The sequence below is a fragment of the Niallia sp. Marseille-Q9988 genome (assembly GCF_976954375.1).
Genome location: NZ_CDRJSZ010000018.1, coordinates 53,205 through 71,986, shown reverse-complemented (window position 1 = coordinate 71,986; position 18,782 = coordinate 53,205). Strand labels below are relative to the sequence as shown.

Below are 18,782 nucleotides of genomic sequence, written 5' to 3'. Positions count from 1 at the left end.
AATCCTTGGATATGATTTTTCTATCACGTTTGCAATTTGCTTCAACGACCATTTTCCACTTTCTTTTTGTTCCTATTTCAATCGGTTTAGTATTTATTATCGCAATCATGGAATCTTTTTATGTGAAGACAGGAAATGAAGAATACAAGAAAATGGCTAAATTTTGGGGCAAATTATTTTTAATCAACTTTGTTATCGGAATTGTTACAGGAATTCTTCAAGAATTTCAGTTTGGAATGAACTGGTCTAATTACTCTCGTTTTGTTGGTGATGTTTTCGGTGCACCACTTGCAATTGAAGCATTACTTGCATTCTTTATGGAAAGTACCTTTATCGGATTATGGATATTCGGTTGGGATCGCTTATCGAAAAAAGTACATTTGGCATGTATTTGGTTAACTGCATTTGGAACAACTATTTCTGCCTTCTGGATTCTAGTAGCAAATAGTTTTATGCAACGGCCAGTTGGTTTTGAGATTAATAATGGTCGAGCAGAAATGAATGACTTCTTCGCACTTATTACAAACGGCCAGGTTCTTGTCGAATTCCCTCATACCGTATTTGCCGCATTAGCTACAGGGGCATTCTTAGTATGTGGAATTAGTGCGATTAAATTATTAGGAAAAAAAGATGTAGATTTCTTTAAGAAATCCTTTCAAATCGGTATTACAGTCGCCTTAACTTCTACATTCTTAACACTTGTTGCAGGGCATGCTCAAGCACAATTTTTAGTAGAAACACAACCAATGAAAATGGCTGCTAGTGAAGGATTATGGGAGAACAGTGAAGATCCAGCACCTTGGACTGTTTTTGCCAATATCGATGTAGAAAATAAAGAAAATAGTGCCGAACTAAAGATTCCTTATCTATTGAGCATTCTTTCTTATAACACATTAGATGGAAGTGTGAAAGGGATGAATGAGCTTCAAGCAGAGTATGTTCAGGCATATGGGGACGGTAATTATATTCCTCCAGTCAAAACTACTTTCTGGAGCTTTAGAATAATGGTTGCAGCAGGAGTAGCAATGATTCTCCTCGGCATCTATGGCGTATTTTTAGCATGGAAAAAGAAATTAGTGGCTAAGCCAAATAAATGGTTCTACCGTTTGATGGTTGCAGGGATATCTCTTCCTTTTATTGCAAATACTTCCGGATGGATTATGACGGAGATTGGCAGACAGCCGTGGACTGTTTTCGGATTAATGACAACAGAAGATAGTATTTCTCCAAGTGTTTCAGCAGGTCAAGTATTATTCTCTATTATTGCATTCTGTACGATCTATGCTGTATTAGGTGCAATCATGGTTTATCTATATGTAAAAGTTATTAAAAAAGGGCCATACATGATGGAAAAAGAAGATGCAAAAGTTACGAATGACCCGTTTGCGAAGGAGGGTTTCCATGCTTGAGTTAAATGTCCTTTGGTTTATTTTAGTCGCGGTTTTATTTATCGGATTCTTCTTTTTAGAGGGGTTTGATTTTGGTGTCGGAATGTCAACAAAACTATTAGCAAAAAACGATGTAGAAAAACGGATTCTCATTAATTCGATTGGTCCTTATTGGGACGCTAATGAAGTGTGGTTAATTACTGCAGGAGGTGCCATGTTTGCAGCCTTCCCTCATTGGTATGCTACAATGTTCAGCGGATTTTATACACCACTTGTAGTTGTTTTATTAGCACTGATTGTTCGGGCCACAGGGTTCGAATTCCGTGCAAAAGATAGCCATCCAACATGGAAAAAAACCTGGGATGTTTGTATTTTCTTAGGTAGTTTCCTTCCTCCATTATTATTTGGAGTGGTATTTGCTTGTTTCATGCAAGGTTTGCCAATTGATCAAAATATGGAATTAAAAGCAGGCTTCTTTGATGTTGTAAACTACTATACATTAACAGGCGGTCTTACTGTCCTTGTCCTATGCCTTGTACATGGATTAGTATTTACCACATTACGAACTGTTGGTGATTTACAAGAAAGAGCACGTAACTTAGCACAAAAACTTTTACCTTTACTAGGTATCTTATTAACATTGTTTTCTGCCCTAACGTATATCAAAACAGATATTTTCGAAGAACGTGGCTTAATCCTTTCCTTTATCTTCTCTTTAGGGGTTATTGCCTTTGTAGTTGGTGGATTCTTTATTTCTCGAAAAATGGACGGCTGGGCTTTCGGAATGACTGGTGCAGTTATCACTTTATCCTTTGCCTCTATTTTCATCGGCTTATTTCCTAGAGTAATGGTTAGTTCGATAAGTGATGCTTTTAGCTTAACGATTCAAAACGCAGCTTCCGGTAACTACTCTTTAAAAGTAATGACGATTGTGGCTTTAACTCTTCTGCCTTTTGTTTTAGGCTATCAGATTTGGAGCTATATTGTATTCCGGAAACGTATTACTGAAAAGTCCCATTTAGAATACTAATGGATAAAAATCTATTAAAACTTAATGGAATCAAGCCGATTCTTGTTCTTATTGGAATATTAACAATTGTAGAAGGAGCTGCTATTATTCTGCAGGCCAAATGGCTTGCAGAAATAATAGCCTCTTTATATAACGGAAACACCTTTCAAGAGCAGTATGTAAAAATCATATTGTTCTTATTAGCTTTTTTAGGCAGACACTTCTTGCACACGGTTCAACAAAATATCGCGACATCGTTTGCTAAAAAAACAAGCAAGGAGCTACGTTTTCATTTAATGCAAAAACTATTCGAGCTTGGGCCAAAATACACAAAAAAACAAGGCAGCGGGAACATTGCGACCCTTGTCCTTGAAGGCGTAACTCAATATAGAACCTACTTGGAACTTTTCTTACCAAGAATGCTTGCTACAGGGGTTATTCCTGGCATGATTATTCTATTTGTATATTGGAATGACTGGCTCTCAGGTGTAATCCTAACAGTTACAATGCCGATTTTAATCGTTTTTTTAATACTTGTTGGCATGGCAGCTAGCAGTCAAATGGATCGCCAACTAGCAACATACAAAGTCCTATCCAATCATTTCTTAGACTCATTAAGAGGGTTAGAAACACTTAAATTTTTAGGAAGAAGCAGACAGCACAGTGAAAAAATCGAAAAGGTTAGTGAACAATATCGGGGAGCAACGATGAAAACATTGCGATTAGCGTTTTTATCCTCTTTTTCCTTAGACTTCTTTACGTCCCTTTCTGTTGCAGTTGTTGCTGTTAATTTAGGTTTGCGCTTAATAAATGGTGAATTAGTGTTATTGCCCGCCTTAATGATTCTTATTTTGGCACCAGAATTCTTTCTACCCGTGCGGATGGTTGGAGCAGATTTTCATGCAACATTAGACGGAAAGGAAGCTGGGGAAGCAATTCAACAAATCATTCAAATTCCAACACCTGAACAAGGAACTGGTCAATCCATTTCTCTAGGTGACAAACCATCCCTTGCCTTTCATAACGTTGCATTTCGACACCGTCCAGAGGAAGCAGTAACTTTAAAAAATCTCTCATTTATGATTGATGGATATAAAAAAATTGGCATTGTCGGTGAAAGTGGTGCTGGTAAGTCTACTCTTATTGATCTGCTAAGCGGATTTTCAAACCATTGTAATGGGACCATTTCTTTAAATGGCGATGTTATTCCTAGTCTAATGGCAGATGAATGGAGACAGCTTACTACGTATATCCCACAATCTCCTTATATCTTTAGCATGACATTACGGGAGAATATTGCTTTTTACCATCCAGAAGCTACAGATGAAGAAATTATCCAAGCATTAAAAGCAACTGGTTTATATGATATTTTCACAACCTTCCCTAATGGTTTAGATGAAGTGCTAGGCGATGGGGGAAGGAATTTAAGTGGTGGACAGGAACAAAGAATTGCTTTAGCTAGAGCGTTTTTAACGAATCGAAAAATCATGCTGTTAGATGAACCTACTTCCCATTTAGATATCGAAACTGAATTTGAATTAAAGGAAACGATGCTGCCACTATTTAACGATAAGCTTGTTTTCCTTGCGACACATCGACTTCACTGGATGAAAGACATGGATTATATCTTTGTTATGAATCAAGGCGAAATTGTAGAAACAGGCACACATGAAGAATTAATGGTAGCCAAAGGTTACTATTATAAGCTATTACAGCAGTAAGGAGGAGCTCAGTTGAATGAAAACAAATGGATTTTCCCATTTCTAAAAGCAAATAAAAGCCGTATTACCTTCATACTTTTTTTGAGTATCCTTGCTTTACTTACAGCTGCGATGCTTACCTTTACGTCTGGCTATCTTATTTCTAAATCAGCCATTCCTGTTGAAAATATTTTGATGGTATATGTGCCGATTGTTGGTGTAAGAACCTTTGGTATTAGCCGAGCTGTGTTTAGCTATTTGGAAAAGTTAGCTGGTCATCATACCGTCCTACGTATTTTATCGAAAATGCGCTTAAAGCTCTACCAAATTTTAGAACCACAGGCTTTATTTTTAAAGAACAGATTTAAAGTAGGCGATATGTTAGGTATTCTTTCTGAAGATATTGAGAAGCTACAAAATATTTATTTGCGGACTATTTTCCCGACTTTTGCAACAATCGTAATGTATATCATTGTTGTCTGTGCGATTGGCATTTTAGATGTTCCTTTCGCTTTCCTTATGGCACTATATTTAGGATTGTTATTATTCTTTTTCCCTGTTCTTTCTTTAGTACTTATGCGCCAAAAACAAAGAGCATTTAAACAAAGAAGAAATGGACTCTATCAAAAACTAACAGATAGTATTTTAGGAATAAGTGATTGGGTGATTAGTGGTCGTTCCAAAAGCTTTATAAAAGAGTACGAAAAAGAGGAAGCGATTGTTGCAAAGATCAATCATCAGCTTGTTCAATTTACTCTTTGGCGCAACTTAGTTTCACAGGCAGTTGCTGCCCTTATTATCCTTTCTCTCGTATTCTGGTCTAGTCAACAATATGTAGAAGGAAATATACCTGTTACCTTAATTGCTGCTATCATTCTTGTTGCCTTACCAATTCTCGATGCTTTTTTAGTCGTATCTGACGCGTTTGAAAAGCTGCCTGCTTATCAAGATTCTCTAGCCAGACTTAGAAAGCTAGAAGTACCTATACAAAAAAAGGCACCTAATCGTGTAGCAATCGAAACGGATCAGGTGGATATTCAGGTAAATCAAGTTTCTTGCCGCTATGATCAAGAGCAAGCATTTTCTCTATCAAATGTAAGCTTGGACATTCCACAAGGAAAAAAAATAGCCGTAATTGGACGAAGTGGTGCTGGTAAGTCGACCTTATTAAAATTAATACAAGGAGTTATCGAGCCAACAGCAGGTAGTGTAACATTTAACGGAGAATCAGCTGCTTCCTTTCAGGCAGATACTTCTTCCATTATTTCTGTACTAAATCAAACACCTCACCTGTTTGCTACGACGCTCCGAAATAATATTTTACTAGGTGTAGAAGAAGCGACAGAGGAAGAACTGGCAAACGCCATTAAATTGGCACAATTAGAGGATTTGGTTTCCTCTTTATCGAACGGCTTGGATACTTTTATGGAGGAAACTGGGCAACGCTTTTCTGGCGGAGAGAGACAAAGAGTAGCATTAGCAAGAATTTTGCTACAAAAAACTCCTATTGTCCTTATGGATGAACCAAATGCGAGTCTTGATCCAAAGACAGAAAAAGCATTACTTAATACAATCTTTTCCTCATTAAATGGAAAAACGTTGATTTGGATTACCCACCATTTAGTAGGTGTGGAAGAAATGGATGAAATCATTTTTATGGATCATGGCGAAATTGTTCTAAGAGGAAGCCACAAAGAACTTCTTGAAACAAGTAGTCGCTATCAAAACCTGTATGCCTTAGACCATCCAGATTTTCATCTATCATAATGGGAGGCGATTTTCTATCGAAGATCGCCTCCCGTTATGAAAAGAAATGGATGAAAACTACTCCGAATAAACGATCAATTCCCTATTTCTTTTAGACCCCAAAGATGTAAGAACAAAATATACTTTTCTGTATATTCAAACTTCTATATTTTTTATATAATAGGAACAAAATCTATTACGACAAAAGAGGAAATATAAATGAAACGAAAGTCTATTGGGATATTCCTTGTTCTAACTGCCGCTATTTCATGGGGAGTTTCTGGCTCTGTAGCACAATTTTTATTCACTCACAAGCAATTTAGCACTGGCTGGCTTGTGTGTATTCGCCTTCTTACTAGCGGTGCTTTACTACTGCTTTATTTAGGCTTAACAAGTAAAACAGACATATGGGGTATTTGGAAAAGAAGAGCTAGCGTGGTAAATATACTTATTTTCGGACTGCTGGGAATGGCTGGAGTTCAGTTTACTTATTTTGCTGCGATAGAAAGCAGCAATGCAGCAACAGCCACGTTATTGCAGTACTTAGCACCTGTCCTTATTATTCTTTATACTGCTCTTATCAGAAAAACTATCCCTCCCTTTCAGCATATAGTTGGAATCATTACTGCTTTATTAGGGACCTATTTACTAGTATCTGCTGGGATTTTTTCGACCATTTCCATTAAACCTGAAGCTTTAGCCTGGGGATTAAGCTCTGCCTTCTTTCTTGCCCTGTACACCTTACAGCCTGCTCAGTTGTTGAAGGAATTCGGCTCTACAGTGGTTGTCGCATGGGGAATGATCCTTGGTGGTTTTGGAATGTCGTTTTTCTATCCGCCTTGGAAGACCGGAGATGGGATATTTACCTTATCTTCTATCCTAGCAATTGTATTTGTCATATTATTTGGTACTTTGATCGCCTTCTTCTGTTATTTAGAAAGCTTAAAGCATTTGGAGGCAGCGGAGACTAGTTTGCTATCATGTGCAGAGCCATTATCCGCAGCATTCCTTGCCGTTATATGGTTAAAGGTTCCATTTAATATATATGAATGGATAGGCGCTTTTTTTATTTTAACCACCATTTTATTGCTTTCTCTTAAACGTAGAAGCACAGAAAGAGAATTAGCAGAGAAGCCGATTTAGTAAAGTTATAGGCTCAAGCACAGAGATTAGTTAAGTGCATGAGCCGAACCATTTCCTCAATGAATAACCTCTTCCACCTTTGCATCTGTAACCTGGATTAACAGCTCAACAGCTATTTCGATTTGAACACCAATCTTTCCGCCACTAACAATGATCGCAGATTGCTTGTCCGCACTTTTATCTAAGATGGTTTCATACTTTTTCTTCATACCAATTGGTGAACAGCCTCCCCGAATATAGCCAGTTAACTTTTGAATATCCTTCACTGCAATCATTTCGATTTTTTTAGCCTTTACTACTTTAGCTGCTTTTTTTAAATCAAGCTCTGCTGCAACAGGGATAACAAATACATAAACTCCCGAGCCACCATCTTTCACCACAAGTGTTTTGTACACCATTTCTATTTCTTTGTCAATCTTGCCCGCAACGGAAACGCCGTCAATTTTCCCATCCTTATTGTCATATGTATGAATACTGTATGGAATCTTTTCGGCGTCCAATATTCGCATTGCATTTGTTTTAGTAATAGCCATGTATTCTCTTCCTTTCCCCACTAAGTGTAAATTCTTCCCTTATTAAACCTTATCATAATAAAGTGAAAAGGAGTGTTAAATAATCTCGAACCAATGCAGCTTATTCCTCATATAGTATGGAAAAGTAGAAATTGACTTGTTGGGAGGAAAAAGATGAAACCGACCTATCAAGATGCCCTAGCTTATTTTGGGGTAAGTGGTGCACATCCAGGTGGATTAACGTTAACAAAGTTCTTATTAGAGCAGGAAAAAATCACCGAAGAAACAACACTCCTAGATGGCGGCTGTGGTACTGGCCAGACAGCTGCCTATATAAAAAAGAATTACCCTTGTTCTGTAACAGGTATTGACTACCATCCCACTATGGTAAAAAGAGCAAATAAACGTTTTGAAAAAGAGCATATTTCCATCCAATTAGTTCAAGGCAGCTTAGAAAAAATGCCCTTTCCTTCCGATAGTTTCGACATTATATTAGTAGAATCCGTGCTTATTTTTACTAATTGCAAAAACTCTCTTGCCGAAATCAAAAGAGTGCTAAAACCTGGTGGTGTCCTTCTTTTGGTAGAAATGACAGCTGAAAGAGCTCTTTATGCAATGGAACACCAGAATATGTGTGAAGTATATGGGATTGAGAAAGTTTATACAGAAAAGGAATGGATCAATTTGATGAAGGAAGCAGGATTCCCAAAAGTAGAAGTAACGCTTGGCCACTCTGTTTTTTCTCATATGATGACAGGAATGGAACCAGAGGACGAAGCAATCGATACATCTGTGCCTGTTAATATGCAGTTAGAAGGAAAGCTGATGGATCACTCCTATATTCTTTATACGTATGGAAATATAATCGGCTACCGTGTATATCGAGCTAGCCTTTAAGAAGGAAGAGGTTCTCCTATTTAAGAGACCTCTTTTTATTTTCCACCCTCTTGTAATAAAGCTTTATGAATCCAAATAGCTGCTTGTGAACCCTCTCCCATTGCGATTGTAACCTGTTCAGAATGGGCAACTACATCTCCTGCCGCCCAAACCCCATCTATATTCGTCATTTTCGTGCGCGGATTTACGATAATGTGATTATTTGCCATTATTTCAACTCCTAAAGGAACTGCAAGGTCTGATTTTACTTTATTCCCACCAAATGCAATAAAACTAGATTGTGCTTCTATTTTCTTTCCATCCTCTAATTCATAGCTCTTTATTTGGGAATCATCTGCTATCACTTGTTTTATTTTTGCTGTAAAAATAGGAATATTATTTGCGGCCAATTGCTTTTCCAATTTTTCCTCTACCGCTTCTCCCCCATGGTTAATGTATAGAATATCCTTTGTCCAATACATTAAAGTCATTGCCATATTTGCGCCAACATTTCCGTTACCGATTACGATTGTTTTCTTATCCTTTACTTCATAGCCATCACAATCTGGGCATAAATAGACACTTACTCCTAGACAAGGATACAATTCAGGAAAGGGAGGTATATTATCCATTACTCCTGTTGCAATCAAGATTTTTCGAGAACGAATAATATCTGTTTCTGTTTGAGCAGTAAAATAATTCCCTTCTTTTTTTATAGCCATAACAGTACTTTTAATAAACTTTACTCCTAAATTCTCTGCATGTTTTTTTCCTAAGCTTCGCAATTCATCACCACTTATGCCATCTGGATAACCCAATATATTATGATAGCTTTTACATAAAGTAGAGCGACCATCTTCTGCATCGATAATAAGCACTTCATGGTTATATCTTCCTAATTGAATTGCCGCCTGTAATCCAGCAATGCCACCGCCAATAATAATGCAATCAAAAGTTCTGGTCATCTTCATGTCCCTTCTTTCCATTCAATGATTTCTTTAGTTTTTACGGGGAATTGATTCTTATTCTTCCTTCCCTAATCGATAAGGGCGAATTTACATATACAAAGGAAAAAATGGCTATATAAGCGGTTGCCCGAATATATAGCCATTTTTTCTTTTAGTAAATTACTTCTTCTTTGAAGAATTGTGGTAGGTGCTCTTTATGTGCCTCTAGCATTTCATCTAAAATTTGTTTTGCTACTTTATCAGATGGAAGCAATGGGTTGATTGTCATTGCTAGCAATGCTGTGTGATAATTTCCGGTCACTGCCGCTTCTGCCGACACCCTTTCGAAGGATTTAATTTGTTGAACCAGTCCGCGTACTGCTACAGGTAAATCGCCAATAGCAATTGGCTTTGGTCCATCTCTCGTAATAATACTGCTAATTTCTACTGCTGATTCATCTGGAATACTAGCAATTGCCCCATTATTTATTGTATTCACTGGTTGAATGTCTCTTCTATCGTTATACATCGAATCAATAAGGCTGCAAGCAGCATCACTATAGTATGCTCCTCCTCTTTTTTCTAGCTGCGGTGGTTTTATCGCTAAATTTTCATCTTTATAAAGCTCAAATAGTTCTTTTTCTAATTGCTGAACTACTTCAGCACGAGTACCTTGTTCTGCCGCCTCTTGTAACTCATTTTGAAGCATTTCTGCTTGTTTATAATAATAACGATGATATCCGCAAGGAATAACCCCTAACGCTTTAATAAAATCTGGTTCCCAATCGATGGCTGCAATATTTTTCATCGTATCACTCTTATGCTTCGTCATTTCCTCTAAAAATACTTGCGTAATATTCTTGCCGTCTAAGTATACATTTAGCCCAAATACCATGTGATTTAACCCCGCGAAATCTACATGTACCCGGCTAGATTCTACTTCTAAAAGCTTTGCAACACCCATTTGAATAGAAATCGGCACATTACATAGCCCAATGATTCTCTTCCAGTTGCTATGGCGAAGAACTGCTTCTGTCACCATTCCTGCTGGGTTTGTAAAGTTAATGAGCCAAGCATTTGGACAAAGCTCTTCCATATCCTTTACAATATCCAAAATAACCGGAATTGTTCGTAAACCTTTAAACAATCCTCCTGGACCATTTGTTTCTTGGCCGATTACATTATATTTTAATGGAATTCTTTCGTCTTTTGCACGAGCAGCAAGCAAACCAACACGAAATTGTGTTGTAACAAAATCAGCATCCTTAAGCGCTTCTCTTCGATCTAATGTTAGATGAATATCAATCGGTACTCCAGCCTTTTGCACCATTCTTTTTGCCAAATTCCCTACAATATTTAGCTTTTCTTCCCCTTCAGGAATATCTACTAACCATAGTTCACGAACAGGTAACGAATCATATCTTTTAATAAAACCTTCTACCAATTCAGGTGTGTAGCTCGAACCTCCGCCGATGGTAACAATTTTAACTCCTTTTCTCACAACCGATCGCCTTCTTCCCTTTATTTTTGCAATCCCTTACAAATTTAACAGCCCGCAAGTGTTTTTTCGTATACAACGTTACCTTCTAACCCATTTTAAGTAAATAGAATCAGGATCTTTAGGACTTTTTCACACAGAATGGAACGTGTTCCAAAATAGGAACACTGTGTTTCAATAAAGATTAGAAGGAATATTTTATACAAAAAAGGAGCTGAATAAAGGTCATTTACACCTTATTTAGCCCCTTCTTCCGAGCATGCGCCCTAAATATTAATTGATTGATAACTTCTGAAAACATTAGTCCCATTGCAATGGAACCAGATATTAAACATACCTTCGCTGCAAGACTAACAGCTACATAATAGTCATTCTCTACAAAATGACGCATCGCATTATAGGCTGCTCCTCCGGGTACTAATGGAATAATCCCAGCAACACTAAAAATAATCACTGGAGATTTGTAAACTCTAGCAAACAGTTGACTTATAACCGCTACAAGAAAGGAACCCGATAACGCTGCTAGCACCTCATTATGATAAAAAAATACAATTGCCCAATAGGCCATCCATCCAAGCATCCCTATAAACCCACATTGGACTAATAGCTTTCGAGGAATATGAAAGATAATTCCAAAGCCAAATGTCGCAACAAAGCTAGTGATTGCCTGTGCAAAAAATTCACTCATTTCTATTTCCTCTCCTTAAAAAACCAAAAATGCAACAGCAATTCCTGAACCAATAGCTGTAGCGGTTAAAATCGCCTCCGCTCCTTTTGAGATACCAGATACTAAATGTCCAGCCATCAAATCCCTTACTGCATTTGTTATGAGCAAGCCTGGAACAAGAGGCATCACAGACCCAATAATAATCTTATCCACTTCCGAGCCAAATCCAGTCGAAACAGCAAGAAAAGCAACCACTCCAATCACGAAAGCGGCAGAGACTTCAGCAAAGAACTTTATTTGCAAGACTTTGTGAAAATACAAGGAACACAAGAACCCTAGCCCACCTGCTATAAATGCTGGAATAAAATCTCGCCAAACACCATCGAACATGATTAAAAAACAGCCACTTGCAATAGCTGCGGCCATTACTTGAAACAAATCAGAATACGTACATTTTTCATCTTCTACATCTTTCAATAAATGATATGCTTCATTCATGCCTACCGTCCCCGTACTTATTCTACGAGATATATCATTTACTCGAACAACCTTTTCTAAATTAGTAGTTCGCTCAATAATGCGATTTAATTTTGTCTTTGTTGGTTCTTCTCCTTCTAACGATAAGATAATGCCTGTTGGCGTAACAAAGCAATCGGAGTCTTTCACCCCATAAGCAGTAGCAATTCTTGTCATCGTATCTTCCACCCGATGTGTTTCTGCACCATTCTGTAACATTATACTCCCTGCTAATATGCAAATCTCCATAATGTCGTATGTTTTTTCCACCGAAATATATGTCATACTATCTCTCCATTGAAGAAAAGCATTGGCACCACTTTAACAGACAATCGCTGTAAAAATAAAAGATAGCAAACTGGCCATAAAATACAAATAGGAACAGCTATTGTCTACATCTATGTATGAAAGATCAATTACATTTACATGTCATTTGGTGCAAAGCAATTCTCATAAAATTTACATCCAAGTCATTCTATCGGGATGATTTTGTAAAAATAAATGTTGTTCAATGGGCCTACATATACTGCCCTTTTAGTTGGCCTATGCATTTAGCATGCTCCGCAATACTTCATAATATTTTCTATCGAAACGACACTTATCTTTTAGAATAATCGTGTACGCTAAAATATACTTTTGGATCTTTATCAACAAATTACAGTTTATATGAAATATGGTTATTTTATCAATATTTGAGCAGAATTAAAATGATGGAATTTTTACAGAGAAGAAAAGGAAGGTGAAAAAAATTTTTTCCAAAATAAAAAGTCCATTATCGTATTAAAATGGACTTAACAAAAGGACATATATTCTTTTCACTAATCGTTCTGAATCCCAAATCTCGCATTAATTTGACCACGAAGCATTTGTTTTTTTATTTTGCGCTCTTCTTCTTCTTTGTTCTTTTTCATAATTTCTTGTCTGATTTCGTGTGTACGAACGCCTTCTTCTCGTTTATTAGCAATCTCTATGAGTCTTTCTACATCGGAGAATGAATATTTTCGATTTCCTCTTTCTGGCCTCTCTGGAAAAATTAATTTTCTTTGTTCATAATATCGAATCTGTCTTTCTGTTAAACCAGTTAGTTCACTTACGACACCAATCGTTATTACCTTTCTTTTCTTATAGGATGGCTCATGATCCATTACATCTCACCTCATGAAGTTAAATATTAATCTCTCTTATTTTAATTATAATACTTTTCAGATAAAACAGAACACTATTTGTTATATTTCCTAACACAAAAATAAAAAAATAGGTAAGATTTCCTTACATTTTTAATGATTTTTTATTTATTTTCCGTTAAAATGCTAAATGTATAAACTATTACTTGAAGTTCTTTGCAAGGAATAGGTATTAGGTATTATTTTTATGAACGGAGAGGAGCCTTCTTACATGATAACCAAAGAAGCAGTTGATTTAGCTAAAAAGATTGTGGAGCTGGATCTTATGAGAGACGAGATTTGGGAACACTTAGCAGAGGTTGCTGGTGAACACGCCCACGAACTTCTTCGAATGGTTCAAAATAGCTAAATAAACTGTATAACCTTCACAATTCATGTTCTTTATATATGGGGATCTCCAAACCAAACAAGGTTTATGAGATCCCCATCTTTTATTTTAGCGTTTTATTTAGACTCGAATCTGCTCCGCATTAAATTTTTCCGCTTCACTTCCATAAACTTCTCCAACCAAGTGATATTTCTTCCTATCTGCTGTTAATAAATCTAACATCATTTTATAAGAATACTTCCATTACTGCAAGTGAACGTTTGAATTTTTTTAATACTCTAACAAAAAAAGGCCATCTATCCTAATTCCCGTAAATGCAGGATTGGAATAGATGACCCTTATTAATTAAATACTAACATCTTTCTTTTGGAAAAACCAAAAGGTGATTATCATAAATAGAGCATAATAGATAAATAGGATACCTAAAGAGGCTGGCATCGTTATTGTCTCGATTATTTTGTCCTGGAATAGGAAAATGGTTTGATCCAAATGTGGGAATGGCAATACTTTTAACCAAGCGTATTCTGTCGCTAACATTTGAATAATCTGACCAATTGTTGAGGAAACAAACAACACAAACACCCCGACCCCAACAGCTATCGCCTGATTCTTAAATAATGTGGATAGCATAAAGGACAAGCTTAATACAAGCATTAATCCAGGCAAGTAATAAAGAATCATTTTCAAAAATAGCGTTCCACCATTTGCGATGATTTCACCACTCTGCCCCATAACACGCACATTATCCCCAAAGCTTCCTATGCCAAAGAATGCTATGCTTATCAAGTACCCGACAATCATTAAAAAGACAATTAAACTGGCGGTATAAATTAATACAGCAATATATTTGGACAAGAGAATTCTCCATCGTTTATGTGGTCTAATAAGTAATTGCTTAATTGTTCCATCAGAGAATTCAGAGGATACACTTCCAGCGCAAATAATTACCACAAATAAGGTAATTAAAGATTTCATTCCAATAACCATTCCGTTCATATTTGACCAAGCGGTTGTATAGGGACTAACATCCTTCTCTAAATTAGTTTTATAATCTTGAATGTTCATTTCAATTGATTCTTTTGTATCTTCCCAATCAAAAATCCCTTCGCTGTTCATTAATTCTTCTTCCGTCTTCGCTGTAGGCAATTTCTTTTCAAGCTTTGTGATTTCTGACTGGACTGCTGCACGCCAGTCATCCCCTTTATATTGCGGAGTCATTTTCATCTCTAGAACACTTCCACCAATAAGGGCAATTATTAGTATAATAGGGAAAATCCAACTGTTTTTCTTTTCCCAAATCTTGATTAATTCATTTTGTACTAACCCAATCATTTTATCTCCTCCTCTCGCTTCTGATTGGTAATTTCTAAGAAGCGGTCTTCCAACGTTGCTTTTACTACATAAATTCCGTATACAGCAATTTGATTTTCAACAAACAGCTTATTTACTAGCGGAATCGCTTCTTTAGCTACCTTCACGACCAACGCACTATCTTTTCGAGATATGACATCCACTTCCATCCCACTATTTGCAAGCAAATCAACAGCTTTTTCTAGTTCCTCGATTTCAAACGTTACTTCTCTTACACTTACTTCTTCCTCCGAAACTGTTTCGTCCATATTTGAAATATGAATTAACTTCCCTTTTTCAATAATTGCAAACCGATGACACATTAACTGCATTTCCGATAAAAGGTGGGAAGACACTAAAACAGAAATTCCTTCCCTTGCTAATAAATGCAAATAATCTCGAAACTCCCGAATCCCTTGTGGGTCTAACCCATTTGTTGGTTCATCTAAAATCAGAAGAGCTGGTTTATGTAATAATGCCTGTGCTACTCCAAGACGCTGTCTCATGCCCAGCGAATAGGTTTTTACTTTTTGATGGATGGCATTTTCTAATCCTACTAATTTAATAACTTCATTGAAGCGATCTTCGGTTATTGATTCCTTCGCCATCCTGGCATAATGCTTTAGATTCTTATATCCACTCATATATTTATAGAACTCTGGGTTCTCTACAATTGCCCCTAAGCTGCTCATTGCTTCTGAAAAGTTATTATCAAGATTATAATTATCAATAACAACACTACCATTTGTTCTATTAATCAGACTAACAATCATTCGGATAATGGTTGTCTTCCCCGCTCCATTAGGTCCTAACAACCCAAATATTTCTCCTTTTTCAACAGAAAAACTCACATCATCAACAATATTCCTACCTTTGATTCTTTTTGTAAGATTTTTGACTTCCAATGCATTTAAGCTCATCTTTTTCTCCCTTCTATATCATCACTATAAACCTCTTTCGCTCCCCATAAAATGTATTACTACACTTTTCTTTTACTAATACGATTTTTACTAGAAAAAGTTTCAATTAATTGAACTTTTTTGGAAAATATTAACCCGCAAAAAGTATTGCCTTTCTCCCACTCTCATTGTAATTTTCCTGAAACCATCTAAAAAAACCGCTCTCCCTTGTTTTTTAAAGGAGAACGGTTGTGGATAAGCTTCCATTTATTTTGTTCAGACAGTTGCTGTTGATAAATTATTAATAACTTCTTGGACAGGTGTATAGTCATAGCCAAGATCTGTTGCTACAGGAGCATAGGTGATTTTTCCGGCAAATGTATTTACACCTTGTTTAATAGCATAATTACCCTCAATTGCTGCTACTGCTCCCAGATTTGCAATTTGAAGTGCGTATGGCATTGTTACGTTCGTCAAAGCAATTGTAGATGTTCTTGGAACCGCACCAGGCATATTAGCAACAGCATAATGCACAACTCCATGCTTCACATAGGTAGGATTATCATGTGTTGTAATATGATCTACTGTTTCGAAAATTCCTCCTTGGTCAATTGCCACATCCACAATAACAGAACCTGGCATCATTTTCTTGACCATTTCTTCCGTTACTAGTTTCGGTGCTTTTGCACCTGGAATTAATACAGCACCAATTACTAAGTCTGCATTCACAACTGCGTCTTCAATATTCGCAGGGTTAGAAATTACAGTGCTTAAGCTTGCACCAAATTGATTATCTAATTCTCTTAATCTTTCAGGATTTAAGTCTAATAACGTTACATTTGCTCCTAATCCAATCGCTATCTTTGCAGCGTTCATCCCAACAATACCGCCACCAATGATTGTTACATTTCCCTTTTTCACACCAGGAACGCCCGCTAATAAGATTCCTTTTCCTCCATGCGGCTTTTCTAAGAACTGAGCACCAATTTGGACAGCCATTCTTCCAGCAACCTCACTCATCGGTGTTAATAATGGTAATTTACCATTTGCTTCTATCGTTTCATAAGCTATTCCAATTACACCGTTATCCGTTAAAGCTTTAGCTAATTCCGGTTCTGCTGCTAAATGTAAGTACGTAAACAAAATAAGTCCTTTACGGAAATACTGGTACTCGGATGCTAATGGTTCCTTTACTTTTATAATCATTTCTGCTGTATTCCATACTTGAGCTGCTGAATCGATTATTTTCGCACCTGCTGCAGCATATTCTTCATTTGTAAAGCCACTTCCGAATCCTGCATTTTGTTCTACTAAAATTTCGTGGCCACCATTTTTTAAATAAGACACACCGGAAGGAGTAATTGCGACCCTATTTTCATTGTTTTTAATTTCCTTTGGGATACCAATAATCATCAGAATTCCTCCTTGTTATAAAATCTAACATATTTTGTTAGATATCTTATTAATATAATAGGACGAATTCTGAAAATTATCTTTGTTAAAATTAATGAATCAAAAACTACTCCTTTGTGAAAAAACACAAAGAGAAAAGAGGACTGGTTGTCGTGCCCAATCGCTATTCTTTCTGCCAATGCATTAATTTTAAATCTAAATAGATCATAAACTTTTGATTAGGCATTGATAAATCAACTTCCATAATTTCTACCATCCGCTTTAAACGATATGCAAGCGTATTGGGATGAATATGCAGACGAGCGGCAGTCTTTTGTATATTTTCACTTTCATCTAAATATGCTTCTAGTGTTGCTAATAATTCTGTATTATGCGCTTTATCATATTCTTTTAGATTTCGAATAGCGATATTTTCCGATCCATCCTGCCTTCTCTTTTCTAAAAGGATATCTAAAAACTGATAGATACCTAGTTCTTGATAATGGTAAAACGCACCTGCCTCCTGAGGAAATTTCTCTCGCACCTCTAAAACAGTTCTCGCCTCTCTGAAACTTTTTGGTACATCTCGATACTGTTTGTAAACTCCCCCAAAGGTACCCTTCACTTCTTTAATAGAAAATCTGTCTTCTAAGTTTTGCTGAAAACTACAGATGAATTTTGTAAAACAAGCAATTGAATTCCCGTTATCCTCAAGAGGTGTTGCCAAAATAACTAATTCATTATCTTCAATAGTTGAGAAGGAAATTTTCACATCCTGGGATACTTTCAGTAGATAAAGTATATGCTTTTCTATTTCCTTTGTAATCATTTTAGAAAACGGGAAAATCATCACCGTAAAACAAGCTAAGGAAGGCACCCCCATTTCCTTTAATTTTTCGTTAACGTCCGTCTCTTTCACATATCCCGTTAACATCCTCCAAAAGAATTCTTGATTATCCTGTAAAGTAGGGGTTTTGCTTGTTGTAAAACGGGACAAAAGATGCCGTGCTACCGATGCCGCGTTCTCTAAAAACCCCATCTTTTCCTCCGTTAAGGGGGTTCCCATTTCGATGGCCCAAATATATCCGATTACCTCATCCCCTCTCCAAATGGAAACAGCAACCCGGTTTCCAAGACCAATATCCTCTTTCCCCTTAATCCGAATTGGCTTTTTACTTTGAAGAAGCTGTGGAATCACTCCATCCTTCCAAAAGCGATTGATTACTTTCTCTGGAACTCTGCGACTAATAATGGTAGAAATTCTGACCATATCCGTTTCTTCGTCATGACTGCTGTATACTAACACACGATGATGGGGATCCTCCAACGTGATAGGACATCCTAATAGCTCACTAACATGATCTGCAAAGCTTTCGAGGGAATCATACATATCCCTTCTAAACGGATTTCGCGGCTCACTTGTCATTCATCTACCCCTTTCCAAATAAACAATCTGAAATCGTTCATAACGTTATCTATATTTTATCTTGTTTGGAGGGCATTCAACAATAAGAATCTTTAGAAAAATACATAAACTAATTTTACCTTCGCTCCCTCTGCCACTTTTATAAAAGCTAACAAAGTTGTGTAGTCGAAGGATCGGTTATTTTCCATTAATAATCTTCTA

General features: G+C 36.7%; 17 protein-coding genes. 7 read left to right on the top strand and 10 right to left on the bottom strand.

All coding sequences use genetic code 11. The features are described 5' to 3' along the window. Window positions 1-11: 11 nt before the first annotated feature. The 5 genes from ACWNMZ_RS23305 to ACWNMZ_RS23285 all read left to right on the top strand — a co-directional run bounded on the left by ACWNMZ_RS23305 (window position 12) and on the right by ACWNMZ_RS23285 (window position 6,986). Window positions 12-1,409, top strand: coding sequence for a cytochrome ubiquinol oxidase subunit I (locus ACWNMZ_RS23305; RefSeq protein ID WP_396953887.1), 1,398 nt, complete (start codon window positions 12-14; stop codon window positions 1,407-1,409). After that, window positions 1,402-2,418 carry a cytochrome d ubiquinol oxidase subunit II gene (cydB, locus tag ACWNMZ_RS23300; protein WP_031537709.1) on the top strand — a complete coding sequence of 339 codons (1,017 nt, stop codon included), beginning with the start codon at window positions 1,402-1,404 and terminating at the stop codon, window positions 2,416-2,418. The genes ACWNMZ_RS23305 and cydB overlap by 8 nt, the downstream gene beginning before the upstream one ends. Next, window positions 2,418-4,118: a thiol reductant ABC exporter subunit CydD gene (gene cydD, locus ACWNMZ_RS23295; RefSeq protein ID WP_449598930.1), complete on the top strand. Its 1,701-nt coding sequence runs from the start codon at window positions 2,418-2,420 to the stop codon at window positions 4,116-4,118. Before cydB ends, cydD begins: the two co-directional genes overlap by 1 nt. A 12-nt stretch (window positions 4,119-4,130) precedes the next feature. Beyond that, window positions 4,131-5,864 (top strand): thiol reductant ABC exporter subunit CydC, encoded by a 1,734-nt coding sequence (cydC, locus tag ACWNMZ_RS23290; protein ID WP_251629022.1) that lies wholly within the window; start codon window positions 4,131-4,133, stop codon window positions 5,862-5,864. A 198-nt stretch (window positions 5,865-6,062) separates the two neighbouring features. Continuing rightward, on the top strand, window positions 6,063-6,986 hold the full coding sequence (locus ACWNMZ_RS23285) for an EamA family transporter (protein WP_441131930.1): 924 nt from the start codon (window positions 6,063-6,065) through the stop codon (window positions 6,984-6,986). Window positions 6,987-7,042: 56 nt separating this feature from the next. Here the strand turns inward: ACWNMZ_RS23285 and ybaK are convergent, their stop codons facing one another. Further along, window positions 7,043-7,519, bottom strand: coding sequence for a Cys-tRNA(Pro) deacylase (ybaK, locus tag ACWNMZ_RS23280; RefSeq protein WP_031537701.1), 477 nt, complete (start codon window positions 7,517-7,519; stop codon window positions 7,043-7,045). Between the two features lie 153 nt (window positions 7,520-7,672). Between ybaK and ACWNMZ_RS23275 the strand changes: the two genes are divergently transcribed. After that, a complete protein-coding gene (locus ACWNMZ_RS23275) occupies window positions 7,673-8,395 on the top strand; it encodes a class I SAM-dependent methyltransferase (RefSeq protein ID WP_235251733.1) in 723 nt (240 codons plus the stop codon). A 35-nt stretch (window positions 8,396-8,430) separates the two neighbouring features. Here the strand turns inward: ACWNMZ_RS23275 and ACWNMZ_RS23270 are convergent, their stop codons facing one another. The 5 genes from ACWNMZ_RS23270 to ACWNMZ_RS23250 all read right to left on the bottom strand — a co-directional run bounded on the left by ACWNMZ_RS23270 (window position 8,431) and on the right by ACWNMZ_RS23250 (window position 13,147). Next, window positions 8,431-9,339 (bottom strand): NAD(P)/FAD-dependent oxidoreductase, encoded by a 909-nt coding sequence (locus ACWNMZ_RS23270; RefSeq protein ID WP_109768781.1) that lies wholly within the window; start codon window positions 9,337-9,339, stop codon window positions 8,431-8,433. Between the two features lie 154 nt (window positions 9,340-9,493). After that, window positions 9,494-10,822 carry a 6-phospho-beta-glucosidase gene (locus ACWNMZ_RS23265; protein WP_031537696.1) on the bottom strand — a complete coding sequence of 443 codons (1,329 nt, stop codon included), beginning with the start codon at window positions 10,820-10,822 and terminating at the stop codon, window positions 9,494-9,496. Window positions 10,823-11,048: 226 nt separating this feature from the next. Next, window positions 11,049-11,507 (bottom strand): threonine/serine exporter family protein, encoded by a 459-nt coding sequence (locus ACWNMZ_RS23260; protein WP_031537695.1) that lies wholly within the window; start codon window positions 11,505-11,507, stop codon window positions 11,049-11,051. A 15-nt stretch (window positions 11,508-11,522) separates the two neighbouring features. After that, entirely contained in the window at window positions 11,523-12,287 is a 765-nt protein-coding gene (locus tag ACWNMZ_RS23255; protein WP_048717417.1) for a threonine/serine exporter family protein, read from the bottom strand. Window positions 12,288-12,820: 533 nt separating this feature from the next. Then, entirely contained in the window at window positions 12,821-13,147 is a 327-nt protein-coding gene (locus ACWNMZ_RS23250) for a MerR family transcriptional regulator (protein ID WP_016202571.1), read from the bottom strand. Window positions 13,148-13,397: 250 nt separating this feature from the next. Between ACWNMZ_RS23250 and ACWNMZ_RS23245 the strand changes: the two genes are divergently transcribed. Further along, window positions 13,398-13,535: a hypothetical protein gene (locus tag ACWNMZ_RS23245; protein WP_192840934.1), complete on the top strand. Its 138-nt coding sequence runs from the start codon at window positions 13,398-13,400 to the stop codon at window positions 13,533-13,535. A gap of 324 nt (window positions 13,536-13,859) precedes the next feature. On the opposite strand, the gene ACWNMZ_RS23240 is transcribed toward ACWNMZ_RS23245, so the two are convergent. The 4 genes from ACWNMZ_RS23240 to ACWNMZ_RS23225 form a co-directional block, all read right to left on the bottom strand. Next, window positions 13,860-14,846: an ABC transporter permease gene (locus ACWNMZ_RS23240; RefSeq protein ID WP_048717420.1), complete on the bottom strand. Its 987-nt coding sequence runs from the start codon at window positions 14,844-14,846 to the stop codon at window positions 13,860-13,862. Continuing rightward, complete coding sequence (locus ACWNMZ_RS23235; RefSeq protein ID WP_031537690.1) at window positions 14,843-15,784, bottom strand: ABC transporter ATP-binding protein; 942 nt, start codon at window positions 15,782-15,784, stop codon at window positions 14,843-14,845. The genes ACWNMZ_RS23240 and ACWNMZ_RS23235 overlap by 4 nt, the downstream gene beginning before the upstream one ends. Before the next feature lie 255 nt (window positions 15,785-16,039). After that, complete coding sequence (ald, locus tag ACWNMZ_RS23230; protein ID WP_031537689.1) at window positions 16,040-17,176, bottom strand: alanine dehydrogenase; 1,137 nt, start codon at window positions 17,174-17,176, stop codon at window positions 16,040-16,042. 163 nt (window positions 17,177-17,339) lie between these two features. Beyond that, a complete protein-coding gene (locus tag ACWNMZ_RS23225) occupies window positions 17,340-18,581 on the bottom strand; it encodes a PucR family transcriptional regulator (protein ID WP_449598929.1) in 1,242 nt (413 codons plus the stop codon). Between the last annotated feature and the right edge of the window lie 201 nt (window positions 18,582-18,782).